14 protein-coding genes are annotated in these 13,842 nt (G+C 65.0%); 7 read left to right on the top strand and 7 right to left on the bottom strand.

The features are described from left to right. The first annotated feature begins 160 nt into the window (after positions 1-160). Positions 161-1,336 carry an acyl-CoA dehydrogenase family protein gene (locus G6N27_RS12270; RefSeq protein WP_163776572.1) on the top strand — a complete coding sequence of 392 codons (1,176 nt, stop codon included), beginning with the start codon at positions 161-163 and terminating at the stop codon, positions 1,334-1,336. A 15-nt stretch (positions 1,337-1,351) separates the two neighbouring features. Here G6N27_RS12270 and G6N27_RS12265 read toward each other — a convergent pair whose 3' ends face one another. Genes G6N27_RS12265 through G6N27_RS12235 form a run of 7 tightly spaced genes read right to left on the bottom strand, consistent with a single transcriptional unit; the run spans position 1,352 to position 7,000 of the window. After that, a complete protein-coding gene (locus G6N27_RS12265) occupies positions 1,352-2,095 on the bottom strand; it encodes an acyl-CoA dehydrogenase family protein (protein ID WP_163781719.1) in 744 nt (247 codons plus the stop codon). 50 nt (positions 2,096-2,145) lie between these two features. Then, positions 2,146-3,234 carry an acyl-CoA dehydrogenase family protein gene (locus G6N27_RS12260; protein ID WP_163776571.1) on the bottom strand — a complete coding sequence of 363 codons (1,089 nt, stop codon included), beginning with the start codon at positions 3,232-3,234 and terminating at the stop codon, positions 2,146-2,148. Beyond that, positions 3,231-3,656: a nuclear transport factor 2 family protein gene (locus G6N27_RS12255; protein ID WP_163776570.1), complete on the bottom strand. Its 426-nt coding sequence runs from the start codon at positions 3,654-3,656 to the stop codon at positions 3,231-3,233. Before G6N27_RS12255 ends, G6N27_RS12260 begins: the two co-directional genes overlap by 4 nt. Beyond that, entirely contained in the window at positions 3,640-4,854 is a 1,215-nt protein-coding gene (locus G6N27_RS12250; protein ID WP_163776569.1) for a metal-dependent hydrolase family protein, read from the bottom strand. The genes G6N27_RS12255 and G6N27_RS12250 overlap by 17 nt, the downstream gene beginning before the upstream one ends. 4 nt (positions 4,855-4,858) lie before the next feature. Beyond that, on the bottom strand, positions 4,859-5,182 hold the full coding sequence (locus G6N27_RS12245; protein WP_163776568.1) for a hypothetical protein: 324 nt from the start codon (positions 5,180-5,182) through the stop codon (positions 4,859-4,861). Next, positions 5,166-6,443 (bottom strand): aromatic ring-hydroxylating oxygenase subunit alpha, encoded by a 1,278-nt coding sequence (locus tag G6N27_RS12240; RefSeq protein ID WP_163776567.1) that lies wholly within the window; start codon positions 6,441-6,443, stop codon positions 5,166-5,168. Before G6N27_RS12240 ends, G6N27_RS12245 begins: the two co-directional genes overlap by 17 nt. 5 nt (positions 6,444-6,448) lie before the next feature. Then, on the bottom strand, positions 6,449-7,000 hold the full coding sequence (locus G6N27_RS12235) for a carboxymuconolactone decarboxylase family protein (RefSeq protein ID WP_163776566.1): 552 nt from the start codon (positions 6,998-7,000) through the stop codon (positions 6,449-6,451). A 330-nt stretch (positions 7,001-7,330) separates the two neighbouring features. On the opposite strand from G6N27_RS12235, the gene G6N27_RS12230 reads away from it, so the two are divergent. From G6N27_RS12230 to G6N27_RS12205, 6 genes are all read left to right on the top strand, one after another. Then, on the top strand, positions 7,331-8,623 hold the full coding sequence (locus G6N27_RS12230) for an amidohydrolase family protein (protein WP_163776565.1): 1,293 nt from the start codon (positions 7,331-7,333) through the stop codon (positions 8,621-8,623). Between the two features lie 124 nt (positions 8,624-8,747). Beyond that, positions 8,748-9,914, top strand: a complete 1,167-nt coding sequence (locus tag G6N27_RS12225) for an acyl-CoA dehydrogenase family protein (RefSeq protein WP_163781717.1) — start codon at positions 8,748-8,750, stop codon at positions 9,912-9,914. Continuing rightward, entirely contained in the window at positions 9,914-10,675 is a 762-nt protein-coding gene (locus tag G6N27_RS12220) for an SDR family NAD(P)-dependent oxidoreductase (RefSeq protein WP_163776564.1), read from the top strand. Before G6N27_RS12225 ends, G6N27_RS12220 begins: the two co-directional genes overlap by 1 nt. Next, entirely contained in the window at positions 10,675-11,895 is a 1,221-nt protein-coding gene (locus tag G6N27_RS12215; protein ID WP_163776563.1) for a CaiB/BaiF CoA transferase family protein, read from the top strand. Before G6N27_RS12220 ends, G6N27_RS12215 begins: the two co-directional genes overlap by 1 nt. Beyond that, positions 11,892-12,698: an enoyl-CoA hydratase/isomerase family protein gene (locus G6N27_RS12210; RefSeq protein ID WP_163776562.1), complete on the top strand. Its 807-nt coding sequence runs from the start codon at positions 11,892-11,894 to the stop codon at positions 12,696-12,698. The genes G6N27_RS12215 and G6N27_RS12210 overlap by 4 nt, the downstream gene beginning before the upstream one ends. Continuing rightward, positions 12,691-13,836 (top strand): thiolase family protein, encoded by a 1,146-nt coding sequence (locus G6N27_RS12205; RefSeq protein WP_163776561.1) that lies wholly within the window; start codon positions 12,691-12,693, stop codon positions 13,834-13,836. Before G6N27_RS12210 ends, G6N27_RS12205 begins: the two co-directional genes overlap by 8 nt. Positions 13,837-13,842: the final 6 nt, after the last annotated feature.

Raw genomic sequence — 13,842 nt, 5'->3', positions numbered from 1 at the left:
CTGTACCGGAGAACGCCGTGTCATTGGTGTGCTCTCCCCCTCGCGGGACGACGTGTTTGAGATTGTAACTTTCTCGCCACGAGAATACTATTCTCTTGCTGCTCTCCGGGGAAGCAGAATGGCAATAGCCGGCCGCTGATCGGCATCAGAAGGAGCTCAGATGCAACTGACCTTCGATGCCGACGTCGAGAAATTCAGAGCGGAATTCGTGGCGTTTCTGGACGCGCATCTGCCGGACGACGCCGAAACCATGCAACGGTCGCGCTCGTCGTCGGACGTCCCGCCGTGGGCGCGACGGTGGCAGCGACTGCTGTTCGACCACGGTTGGCTGCTGCCCGGCAACCCGCCGGAATTCGGCGGCCGCAACGCCACGGTGCTGCAGCAGTACGTGCACGCCGAAGAGTTGTCGCGGCGGCGGATCTATCCGAGCTTCAACCCGCAGGGCGTCGGCATCATCGCCGCCTCGATTCTGTCGTTCGGCACGTCCGAGCAGAAGCAGCAGTGGGCGGTGCCCATCCTGCGTGCCGAGATCGCCGCATCGTTGGGGATGAGTGAGCCGGGCGCCGGTTCGGATCTGGCGTCGCTGAGTACCAAGGCGGTGCGGGACGGCGACCATTTCGTCGTCAACGGCCAAAAGGTGTGGACGTCGGGTGCCCACGACGCCGACGTCTTGCTGACGTTCGTGCGGACCGACCCCGATGCGCCCAAGCACAAGGGGATCAGCGTGCTGCTGATCCCCACTGACAGTCCCGGGTTGTCGCGCAGGCCATTCGCGTCGGCGTCGGATCGCGAGGACTTGGATTTCAACGAGGTGTTCTTCACCGACGTACGCGTGCCGGCCGAGAATCTCGTCGGACCGCTGAACGAGGGCTGGCGGGTCGCCAACGGGTCACTCGGGCACGAGCGCACCATGCTGTGGATGGGATATGCCGACCAATTACAGGAATTGACGGTCGATTTCAGTCCGTCGGGAGCCCTCGAATGCGATCACTACGCGACGTTGGCGATGGACTGCGAGGCGCTCCGGCTGCTCGGGTCGGTGGCCGTCGCCCGGGCCGCGCGCGGCGACGAGGATGTGGCGGCTATGTCGGTGCTGAAATTGCTTGGCTCCGAGGCGGTTCAGGCTGCGACCGGACATGTGCTGAGCTCGGCGGGTGGTGACGGGCTGATCCACCCCGCTCTCACCGGACCGTATGCGCCGTTGAACCTGGATTCGCATTTCGCCAGCTGGTTCGACCGCTACTTCCGCACCTTCGCGGCGACCATCGCCGGTGGTACGTCGGAGATTCAGCGCAACATCATCGCGCAGCGGATCCTCGGCCTGCCGCGCAATTGACGAGTGCTCGCCGGCTCACAGCTGGGCAACGCGCGGTGCAAACCCGTTGGTGCGTAACATCGCTCCCGCTTCCCGGGTGAGCTCGCGCGAACTGCCGAGCAATCCGTCCAGCACCAGCGTGCGCTTGACGTGCCGGTGCAGTTCATGCTCGGCGGTGAAGCCGATACCGCCGAGAACCTGCTGGCAATGGCGGGCGGCGGTCAGCGCCGCTTGGCCGGCCGCGGCCTTGGCGAGCAGGTAGCTCAAGTCGTCGGGTGCGGCGGCAGCCGCCGCCAGCGTGGCTTCCGCGCCTTCGACGGCGACGAGTGTCTCGGCCAGTCGATGCCGAATCGCCTGGAACGACGCGACGGGCCGACCGAACTGCGTGCGGTCCAACGCATGTCGGCGAGCCAACGCCAACATCGCGCGGCCGGCACCGACCAACCACCAGCCGAGCGCATAACGTCCCGCGCCAATCGGCACCGAATCACCCTCAGGCACCGGGTGTATCGGCAAATCCTCGCCCAATACCGAGCTGGGCTCGCCAGTCCGGGCCCAGATGACCCAGGAGTCGCCGGTGTACCGCATGGGTACTACGCCGCCGCCTTCGCGCCCGGCCGCACGCAGCAGTACGTCGTTGAGCACCGGAGCGTGCGCGCCTGTCTCGCCGAGCAGCCGAAAGACCAAAGGTACTGCGGCGTATGGCATTTCATCCAACATCTCGAGCCAGCCCAGCTCGGCCAATGCGGCGTCGAGTTGCTGGCCCGACGCCGACGCCATCGTCTTACGCAGGCCTTCCTCCAGCAGCTGCAAGGATTCGGCGTCCACGCTCACTCCTTGCCCAGATCCAGCAGCCGGCGCGCGATGATGTTGCGCTGGATCTCCGCGGTGCCGCCGTAGATGGTCGCCGCGCGGGAATAGAGGTATTCGGAGCGCCACGGTGTGTCGTCCAACTCCACGGTTCCGGGCAACAGATCGCGCACGGTGTCATAGAGCCGTTGCTCGGCGCCGGCCAGCAGCACCTTGTCGATCGAGGTGTCGGGTCCGAGTCGTGCCCCGTCGAGCAGTCGGTGCTGGGTTTCTCGCGATCGGCAGCGCAGCGTATGAAGCGCGAGATATGCCGCACCGAGCTCATATTCGTCAGGATCGCGTGCTTCCGCGATGAGCTCGTCGAAGCGTGAGTAGAGGTAGGCGATGCGCTGCCAGAAACAGCTCGAGCGCTCATACGGCAGCAGGTCCATGGCAAGCTGCCAGCCGTCTCCCGGCTTGCCGAGCATCCGGGTTGCCGGGATCACGACGTCGTCGTAGTACACCTCGCAGAATTCATCGACGCCGTGCATCGTCTGCAGCGGCCGGATGGTGATGCCGGCGGTATCCAAGTCGACGAAGAACGCGGTGATCCCGTCGTAGCCGGGCGCTGTGCGAGTGAGCAACACGCACCGCGTGGAGAACTGCGCGTAGCTGGTCCACACCTTCTGCCCGTTGACGATCCAGTTGTCGCCGTCCTGCACCGCGCGTGTGCTCAGCGACGCCAGGTCGCTGCCGGATCCTGGCTCGGAAAACCCTTGGCACCATTGCTCTTCGCCCCTGAGTAGCCGCGGCACCATTTCGGCGGCGAGCTCTGCCGGGGCGTAGTCGATCATGGTGGGCGTGAGCACCTCGAGCATCGAATACGGGCCCGGTTCGGCGAGACGGCGGCCCACCACTTCTTCGCCGACGACTGCGCGAAGGATGGCCGGACCGCCCAACCCGCCGACTTCGAGGGGCCAGCCGTATCGCATCCAATCGGCGTCATACAGCGCCCGGCTGACGCGACGGTACTGCAGCATGTGTCCCTGCAGCGTATGGTCCGGGCCCGGCGTCAGATCGTTGTCGTCGAGCCAGGCCCGCAAGCCCGCGCGGAACTCGTCGACTTTCATGCTTGAGCTGAAGGCCGCCCGATAGCGTGCGGGCGCCCTGAGTCGTGCACACCGCTACGCCGAATGAACGTCATGGCGCGGGTTTTCAACCGCCAGCCGTCATCCGTCCGCACGTAGGTGTCCTTGTAGTAGCCGATACGCATGTCGTGGGTGGCGTTGTCGATGAAGCACAGCGGCTGCGTTCCGGTCGCCGTGTCACCGTCCAATTCGATGACCGGTGTCGCGGTCATGAACAGACCCTTGGGCGCGGCATCGACGAGCACCGGAAACCGGTCCAGCGAATAGGTTTCGCCGAACGCGCTGTAGGTGCCGTCCGGCGTGAACACGGCGATCAGGCCGTCGATGTCTTCCTGGGTGATCGTGACCGCGTAGCGGGCCAGCAACTGCTGGATCTCGACGAGGTCCTCAATTCGATCCGACATAGACTTTGCCGCCTTTCATAACAAAGTTCACATGCTGGGTAACCGTGATGTCTTCCAACGGGTTTCCCGGTACCGCGATGATGTCGGCGAGCTGGCCCTCGGCCAGCCGGCCTCGGTCGGTGACATTGATCAGCTCGGCTGCGGTCACGGTGGCGGCCCGCAACACCGCCAGTGGCGGCATACCCCATTCCACCAACGTGACGAGCTCATCGGCGTTCTTGCCGTGCGGGATTGCCGGGGCGTCCGTGCCGACCGCGATCTTCACCCCGGCCTGGTAGGCAGCCTTGATCGACGTTTCGGCCTTGGGGAACATCTCGGCCGCCTTGTCCTGCAACGCCTTCGGAGCGCGGGACACATCCATCGCCTGGGCGAGCCTGCGGGTCGTCACCAGGAACCGGTCGTTGTCGACCAGCATCTGGATGGCCTCGTCATCCATCAGAAACCCGTGCTCGATGCAGTCGATCCCGCACGCGACCGCGTGCTTGACCGCTTCAGCTCCGTGTGTATGCGCCGCGACACGCAGCCCCCGCCGGTGCGCCTCATCGACGATCGCGCGCAATTCCTCATCGGAATAGTGTTGCGCCCCAGCCTCACCGGTCAACGACATCACGCCGCCCGAAACGCACACCTTGATCAGCTGGGCGCCGTGCTTGATCTGGTAACGCACAGCCTTACGGATTTCGTCGACTCCGTTGGCGATGCCCTCTTCGACTGTGAGCTCGAGTGCACCGGGCATGAACGCGGCGAACATCGTCGGGTCCAGGTGCCCGCCGGTGGGCGTGATTGCGTGGCCGGCCGGGACGATTCGGGGTCCTTCGATCCAGCCCGCGTCGATGGCCTTGCCCAGCGCGACGTCGAGCAGGTAACCGCCGGTCTTGACGAACAGGCCCAGGTTGCGCACGGTGGTGAATCCCGCCCGCAGCGTGCGGCGGGCGTTGCCGACCGCACGCAGCACGCGCGTCGGGGGATCGTCCTGCACCTGGGACAGCCCGGGCGTCTCGCCCCGCCCGCCCATCAGCAGATTGACTTCCATGTCCATCAGTCCGGGCAGCAGGATCGAGTCGCCCAAGTCGATGATGTCCCCCTGGGGTTGCCCGCCGAGGCCCACGATCCGGTCCTCGTCGACGCGCACGATCCCGGGCGAGACGATCTCGCCGGCGTCGATGTCGAGCAGTCCGGCGGCCTTGAGCGTCAGCACAGTCTCAGATCACCGGCTCCCGAAGCACTTCGACCCAGGCCGCCCCGCTGTCGGGCACTCGCGGCTGCTTCCACGCTTCGATCGGGAACGACACCATCACCAGCGATTGCATGATGTGCATCAGAGTCCTCGCGTCCTCGGGCAGGTCGTCGAGCGGGAACTTGTCGCAGTACTCGATCACATCGTTGAGCTTCGGGAAAGCCACATCGTAGAACGCCTGCATCTCGGCCATCGAAGAGGCCAGCCGCTTGGCGTAGCGCTCGGGCTCGGTGGCCAGATCCCACTCCAAAAACGGCTCCAGTGCCGCGAATTCAGACGGAAGCGCCATTGCTTTGATACTCCTTCACGTAGTCACCGGTCGTCTTGTGCAGATGACGGATCAAGATCTCCTGGTCGCACAGCAGGAACTGCTCGACGGCCCGGGTGCCGATCATGGTCTGGGTTGCTTCCAGCGTATTGGCGTCCTGCAGCGCGTATTCCTTGAACGTCACGGCAGCCAACTCCTGGGCCAGGCGTTCGCGCGCATTGCGCGGCGGGACGAAATACAGCGTGGACTCGAAGATGTGCTTGTCCACCGCGGTCGGCCAGTAGTGGTAGGTCAGGAACCAGCCCGGTTCCCAGATCAGCAGCATGAAGTTCGGATAGAACAGCCACGAGTCGATACCCCACTGCGGAACCCGCTTGACGTTGACTCCTGGTGGCAAGTCCAGGTTCTCGATGATCTCCGGTTTGTCCCACGGCCCGAACAACCCGCTGCGCAACACCTGGTCCAGGGGCTTGACCATCGACATGTCCGGGGGAGGCGCCTGACCACCCCAGGTCGACTGCAGGCTGTGCGGACCGGCCACTTCGTAGTGCAGCGCCTCGTAGCCGAACTTCTGGATCTTGGCGGCCTCTTCCTTGGTGTACTGCCCTTGGTGCAGGATCGGCGCGTGGTAGAACTCGACGAACGCGTCGATGAACAGCTTCCAGTTGCTGCCGACCTCTGCCCGGTAGGAGTAGGTCTCCGTCATCTCGCCGAACGGGTAGCCCTCGATGCTCTTGGCGAGCGGGCCCAGATAGTCGACCAGCGGGGCCGCGTTGTTGTCGAAGTTGATGAAGATGAAGCCTTCCCACACCTCGCAGCGCACCGGCGCCAGGCCGTATTTGCTCTTGTCGAGGTCGAAGAATTCGTCTTCTTGCTGGACGAAGGTCAGGTCACCGTCCAGGCTGTAGCGCCACGCGTGGTACTTGCAGGTGAACTGGCGGCACGTTCCCGAGGTCTCCTCATTCGGAAAGTCGTTCCACACCAACTTGTTTCCGCGGTGGCGGCAGACATTGTGGTAGGCCTTGACCGAGCCGTCCTTGGTCTTGACGATGATGACGGATGTGCCTTTGCCCGCCGACGGCAACTCTTTGGTGAAATAGCTGCCAGTGCGCGGGAGCCGGTTGACCCGGCCGACGTTGAGCCAAGTCTTCTTGAACACCGCCTCGCGTTCGGCTTCGAAGAACTCCGGGTCGATCGAGTCGCTGTAGTCGACCGGCGCCGTCCCCAGCTCGGGATAGTTCTCTGTCCAGCTGCCGGCGGCCGGTTTCGGAAAGTGTGCCAACGTCCTTACCTCTCTGGTGTCTCGTCGCCGTGGTCTCCTTCGACCTCGACGCCAAACGTGTTCAGTGCCATTGCAAGTGCGACGTAGTTACCGACGGTGAAGACCAGGTCCATCCGCTGCCGCTCGTCGAGTTGTGCGCTGAGCGCGGCCCACGTCTGGTCGGACATGTTCGACTTTTCGTCGAGCTCGTCGACCGCGCACAACAACGCGCGGTCGAAGTCGTTGTCCGCGTTGCCGGATCGCACGGCCTCGATGTCGGCGTCCGACAAACCCACTTCGTGGGCCATCTCCACGTGGTGCGTCCACTCGTAGCTGCAGCCGCGACGATGCGCAACGCGCAGGACGACCTGCTCGCGGATGCGGGCCGGCAGCGTCGACCCGTAGAGCAGGTAGGTGCTGAAGCGCAGATACGCCCGGGTGAGCTTCGGGTGGCGCACCATGGTGGACAGCAGGGTGCCCGCATCGTCCGGATTGCGCCGCTCCTCGGGCAGCATGCCTGACACCGCGTGCCGGGCAGCGTCGTCCCACTCATCCGCCGGCAACGGGGGCAGACGCATACGGCCTCCTCACTTACGAGAATCATATTCTCATATTTGACCAATAGGTTTCCACGAACGCTTGGATTGGTCAATCTTTTGCCGTTCAGCTGGGGCAACGACGTTCCGGCGGGAGGCGCGGATGGCGACGCCGTGGCACCCCGGAACGTGGCAGGGGTAGCCTCAAGATGTTGATTCTCGCGAACTGAGAAGCTAATTTCCATTACAGGGGCGAACTCAACGGCGAAAGCTATTGGTCGACGGATCGGCCACTAGCGCGGCGATCGCCGACGAATCGCAGGCCGACGACCAGGGGGCCCCGAACGGAGCCCCAATGGAGAGGAACGGGCAGTGAATAAAGAAGACATGATTTTGATCAGTGTCGACGACCACACCGTCGAGCCGCCGGACATGTTCAAGAACCACCTGCCGAAGAAGTACGCCGACGATGCGCCGCGCCTGGTGCACAACGAAGACGGCTCCGACACCTGGCAGTTCCGCGACACCGTGATCCCCAACGTCGCGCTTAACGCGGTCGCCGGCCGGCCCAAGGAGGAGTACGGGCTGGAGCCGCAGGGCCTCGATGAGATCCGCCCGGGTTGCTACAACGTCGACGAGCGAGTCAAGGACATGAACGCCGGCGGCATCCTGGCCTCGATCTGCTTTCCGTCGTTTCCCGGTTTCGCCGCGCGGTTGTTCGCCACCGAAGACCACGACTTCTCCATCGCGCTGGTGCAGGCATACAACGACTGGCACATCGAGGAATGGTGCGGCGCGTACCCGGCCCGCTTCATCCCGATGGCGATACCGGTGATCTGGGATGCCGAGGAGTGCGCCAAAGAGGTGCGACGGGTTGCGAAGAAGGGCGTGCACGCGCTGACCTTCACCGAGAATCCCGCCGCGATGGGCTACCCGAGCTTCCATAACGATTACTGGAAACCGTTGTGGGAAGCGTTGTGCGACACCGACACCGTGATGAATGTGCACATCGGATCGTCGGGCCGGCTGGCGATCACCGCGCCGGATGCGCCGATGGACGTGATGATCACGCTGCAGCCGATGAACATCGTGCAAGCCGCCGCAGACCTGTTGTGGTCCAAGCCGATCAAGGAATATCCGGACTTGAAGGTCGCCCTGTCCGAGGGCGGCACCGGCTGGATCCCTTACTTCCTGGAGCGGGCCGACCGGACCTACGAGATGCACTCGACGTGGACGCACCAGGACTTCAAAGGCAAGTTGCCCAGCGAGGTGTTCCGCGAGCACTTCCTGACCTGCTTCATCAGCGACAAGGTCGGAGTCGCACTGCGCAACGAGATCGGCATCGACAACATCTGCTGGGAGGCCGACTACCCGCACAGCGATTCGATGTGGCCGGGTGCCCCCGAGGAGCTGTGGGACGTGTTGTCGCGGAACAATGTTCCGGACGACGAGATCAAGAAGATGTCGTATCAGAACGCGATGCGCTGGTACTCCTTCGATCCGTTCAGCCACATCACTGAAGCTCAGGCCACGGTTGGTGCGTTGCGCAAAGCCGCTGAGGGACACGATGTCTCGATCCGGGCGCTGTCGAAACACGAGCACGGTGGCGCCAGCTTTGCCGACTTCGCGGCCAGCGCCAAGGAACTCACCGGAAACAAGGACTGACGCGCCACCGGTCTTCGTCTGCCCGTGGCGGTCGCAAGTGCGGCGAAGCCGGACGCAGCGGGCCGGCACCGAAAGCCGGTGCGGCAATTCATTCAAAGGAGATTTCGCAGTGGCCGGCGGTGGGATGAACTTCGAGCTGACCGATGACCAGGAGCTGATCCGCAAGTCGGTCGCCGAGCTGGCGTCGAAGTTCGACGACCAGTACTGGATGGAAAAAGACCTGGCGCACGAGTTCCCGCAGGAGTTCTACGACGCGATCGCCAAGGGCGGCTGGCTCGGTATGACGATCCCCGAGGAGTACGGGGGCCACGGACTCGGCATCACCGAGGCGACGCTGCTGCTCGAGGAGGTGTCGCGCTCGGGTGCGGCCATGAACGGCGCCAGCGCGATTCACCTGACCATTTTCGGCATGCAGCCGGTCGTCAAGCACGGCTCTGATGAGTTGAAGGCCAGGACGCTCCCGCGGATCGTCAACGGCGATCTGCACGTGTGCTTCGGCGTCACCGAACCCGGTGCGGGCCTTGATACATCGCGTATCACGACGTTCGCCAAGCGCGAAGGCGACACGTACCGGATCAACGGGCGCAAGGTCTGGATCTCCAAGGCGCTGGAATCCGAGAAGATTCTGCTGCTGACTCGTACCACGCCGTTCGATCAGGTCACGAAGAAGACCGACGGGATGACGCTGTTCCTCACTGACCTCGATCGCGACCACGTCGACATCCGGCCGATCAAGAAGATGGGCCGCAATGCCGTCAGCTCCAACGAGGTCTTCATCGACGATCTGATCGTCCCGGTCGAGGACCGCGTCGGCGAAGAGGGGAAAGGCTTCAAGTACATCCTCGACGGTCTCAACCCGGAGCGGATGCTGATCGCCGCCGAAGCGCTCGGCATCGGACGTGTCGCGTTGGACAAGGCCGTGAAGTACGGCAATGAGCGAGTCGTGTTCAACCGCCCGATCGGTATGAACCAGGGCCTGCAGTTCCCGCTGGCCGACTCGCTGGCCCGTCTCGACGCCGCGGAACTCATTCTGCGCAAGGCGACCTGGCTGTACGACAATGGGAAACCCTGTGGGCGCGAAGCGAATACCGCGAAGTACCTGTGCGCGGACGCCGGATTCGCAGCGGCCGATCGGGCGCTGCAACTGCACGGCGGGATGGGCTACTCCGAGGAGTACCACGTGTCGCGCTACTTCCGCGAGTCCCGCCTGATGAAGATCGCGCCGGTCAGCCAGGAGATGATTCTCAACTTCCTTGGCGAGCACGTGCTCGGCTTGCCGAGGAGCTACTGATGGCGCGGTCGCTGTTCGACCTGACTGGTCGCTCGGCGCTGGTCACCGGGTCGGGCACCGGAATCGGCGCTGCTGTTGCCGGAGCGTTGGCCGCAGCCGGGGCGGCGGTTCTGGTCAGCGATGTGGACGCCGACGCGGCTTCGGCTGTCGCCCAACGTATCTGCGCAGACGGCGGGAAGGCGGAAAGCACCGCGCTTGACGTCCGGGACCGCGCGGCGGCTGAGGCGGCGGCCGAACACGCGGCCGGACTCTCCGACGGCGTGCTGCACGTTCTGGTCAACAACGCCGGCGTGACGGCGCCGGGAATGTTCGCCGACCTCACCGACGAGAGCTTTCATCGGGTGCTGGACATCCATCTGATGGGCGCCGTGCACTGCGCGCAGGCCGCGCTGAAGTTTCTGCCCACCGACGGCAGGGGCCGCATCATCAACGTGGTGTCGTCGGCTGGGATCACCGGCACACTGGGCCAGGTGAACTACTCGGCCGCCAAGGCCAGCATCATCGGGTTCACCAAGTCGCTGGCCCGCGAGATGGCGCGCAACAACATCCTCGTCAACGCGCTCGCGCCACTTGCCGCTACCAAGATGACCGAGACCATTCGGACCAACGAGAAATTCGCGGAGAACATGATGAACCGAATTCCGTTGAAGCGCTGGGCCGAACCCGCAGAGGTTGCCGGTGCATTCGTCTTCCTGGCCTCCGATGCCGCCTCCTACATCACCGGTCAGGTGTTGCCGGTGGATGGCGGCATGGTGATGTGATGCCGGAAACCCGAGGGCCGCTGACGGGCGTCACCGTGGTGGCCTTGGAGCAGGCGGTCGCCGCGCCGATCTGCACACGGGTGCTCGCCGATTTCGGTGCTCGTGTGATCAAGGTGGAAAACCCCAAGGGCGGCGACTTCGCCCGGCATTACGACGACGTCGTCAATGGCCTTGCCGCGCACTTCGTTTGGGCCAATCGCGGTAAGGAATCGGTGACCCTCGACCTGAAGACCGAGGCGGGACTCGACATTCTGCACCAGCTTCTCGACCGGGCCGACGTGTTGGTGTCCAATCTCGCGCCCGGCGCGGTCGCCCGGCTCGGCGTCGGCGCAGCCGATCTGGAGCAGCGCCATCCGAACGTGATCGCGGTCGAAATCGACGGCTATGGCCCGGGCGGACCGCTGTCCCACAAGCGCGCCTACGACCTGCTCGCGCAGGCGGAGTCCGGTGCCTGCGCGGTCACCGGTCATCCCGGCGCGCCGGCCAAACCCGGACCGCCGGTGGCAGACATCAGCACCGGGCTGTATTCGGCGCTCTCGATCGTCGCTCTGCTGTACTCCCGCGACGCCCAATCGTCTCCCGGCCGGCACGGCAACACGGTCGCGCTCAGCCTGCTCGACACCATGACCGAGCTGATGGGGTATCCGCTGACCTACACCCAGCACTCCGGGATCGACCAGCAGCCGTTGGGAATGAGCTCGCCCGCGGTCGCGCCCTACGGCGCCTATCGCACCGGCGATGGTCAGACCGTCGTCCTCGGCACCACGAACGATGCCGAGTGGCAACGACTGTCGCGTCAGATCATTCATCGCGACGACCTGGCCGACGACCCCCGGTTCGCCAACAACTCGTCACGGTGTGCGCACCGCGCCGAGCTGGACGAGGCCATCGGTGCCTGGTGCGCACAGCACGACCTGGACCACGTGCAGAAAACGGCGGACGCCGCCGGCATCGGGAACGCGCGATACAACCTGCCCAGCGAGGTGCTGGTGCACCCTCAGCTGACCGCCCGGGACCGCTGGCGAGAAGTCGACACGCCCGCCGGCCCGATCCAGGCGCTGCTTCCCCCGCCGGTCATCTCCGGCTTCACGCCGGCGATGGGCGCGGTGCCCGGGCTGGGGCAGCACACCGACGCTGTGCTGGCCGAACTCGGTGTCGCCGCAGGCGAGATCGACCGACTGCGGGTACTGGGCGCAGTAGGACCGGCCTACTCACCATGACCGACCAGCCGGTGCTGCTCTGCGACGACCGTGACGGTGTCCGGACGTTGACGCTGAACCGACCGCGGCGCAAGAACGCGATCAACCGTGAGCTGTGGGTCGCGCTGGCCGAGGCGCTCATCGCCGCAGGCAAGGACCGTGGCGTGCGGGCGGTGGTGATCACCGGTGCCGACGGCGCATTCTGTTCCGGCGCCGACATCTCGACGCCCGACGACAGCCATCCGGTGCACAAGCTGCAACGGCTGACCGATGTGGCGCTGGCACTGCACGAATTGCGGGTGCCGACGATCGCCAAGGTCAACGGCGTCGCGGTCGGTGCCGGCTGGAACCTGGCGCTCGGATGCGATCTGGTGGTGGCAACACCGGAATCGACGTTCTCGCAGATCTTCTCCAAACGTGGCCTGTCGGTCGATCTTGGCGGCTCCTGGTTGCTGCCGAAAATTGTTGGCCTGCAACAAGCCAAGCGGCTGGTGCTGCTGGCCGACACCATCGATGCGGCGGAGGCGCACGCGCTGAACCTGGTCACCTGGGTGGTCGGCGCCGCCGAGATCGACGCGTTCGTCGCCGAGGTGGCCGCGCGGCTGGCGGCCGGTCCGCCCATCGCGTTGGCGCACAGCAAGGCGCTGCTGAACGAGGGCGCCGACCGGACCATGCGCGATGCGCTGGCCAACGAGGCCCGCGCCCAGGTCGGCAATTTCGCGACGGTCGATTCGGCGGAGGCGTATGCCGCGTTCGCCGAAAAGCGCGACGCGTCGTTCACTGGTCAATGGGCAGTACCGAGATCGGAGCAGAAGAATGCGTGAAACAGTCATCGTCGAGGCAGTGCGAACACCCGTCGGCAAGCGAAACGGCGGCCTGTCGAGCATGCACGCCGCCGACCTGTCGGCGCTGGTGCTCAACGAGTTGGTGGCGCGCACCGGCATCGACCCCAACATCGTCGACGACGTGATCTGGGGATGCGTATCCCAGGTCGGCGACCAGTCCAGCAACATCGGCCGCTACGCGGTACTGGCTGCGGGCTGGCCCGAAAGCATCCCGGGCACAACGATCAACCGGGCGTGCGGGTCCAGCCAGCAGGCTCTCGACTTCGCGGTGCAGGCGGTGATGTCGGGCCAGCAGGACGTCGTGGTGGCCGGCGGGGTCGAGGTGATGAGCCGGGTGCCACTGGGCTCGGCCAGGGCAAGCGGACAGCCCTACGGCCCCAAAGTCCTTGAACGATATGACGGTTTCTCGTTCAACCAGGGCTTGTCGGCGGAGATGATCGCCAAGAAGTGGGGGTTTTCCCGCACCCGGCTCGACGAGTATTCGTCGTTGTCGCACGAACGGGCCGCAGCCGCGCAGGACAACGGCGCGTTCGCCGACCAGATCGTCCCGGTCTTTGTGGACGACAAAGCAGTCACCGCCGACGAAGGAATCCGGCGAGGCACGACCGTCGAAAAACTGGCCGGCCTCAAGCCGGCGTTCGACGAGGCCGGAGTGATCCACGCCGGCAACTCGTCGCAAATCTCCGATGGCGCAGCGGCTTTGCTCGTGATGACCTCGCAGATGGCGGTCGAGCTGGGCCTGACCCCACTGGTGCGCTACCGGGCCGGCGCCGTGACGGGAGCTGATCCGGTGCTGATGCTTACCGGACCCATCCCGGCCACCGAGAAAGTGCTGAAGAAGGCCGGCGTCTCGATCGGCGAGGTCGGTGCGTTCGAGGTCAACGAGGCTTTTGCCCCGGTGCCGCTGGCGTGGCTCGACGAAACCGGTGCCGACCCGGACCGGCTCAACCCGTTGGGCGGAGCGATCGCCCTCGGCCACCCGCTCGGCGCATCGGGCGCGGTGCTGATGACCCGCCTGGCGTACCACATGCGCGACAACGGGATTCGCTTCGGACTGCAGAGCATGTGCGAAGGTGGCGGCACCGCCAACGCCACCCTCGTCGAACTTGTTGCCTGACTGGGG

The organism is Mycobacterium cookii (assembly GCF_010727945.1).
GTDB classification, from domain to species: domain Bacteria; phylum Actinomycetota; class Actinomycetes; order Mycobacteriales; family Mycobacteriaceae; genus Mycobacterium; species Mycobacterium cookii.
Note: the sequence above shows the minus strand (reverse complement) of the source record. Positions and strands in the feature narration are given on the sequence as shown.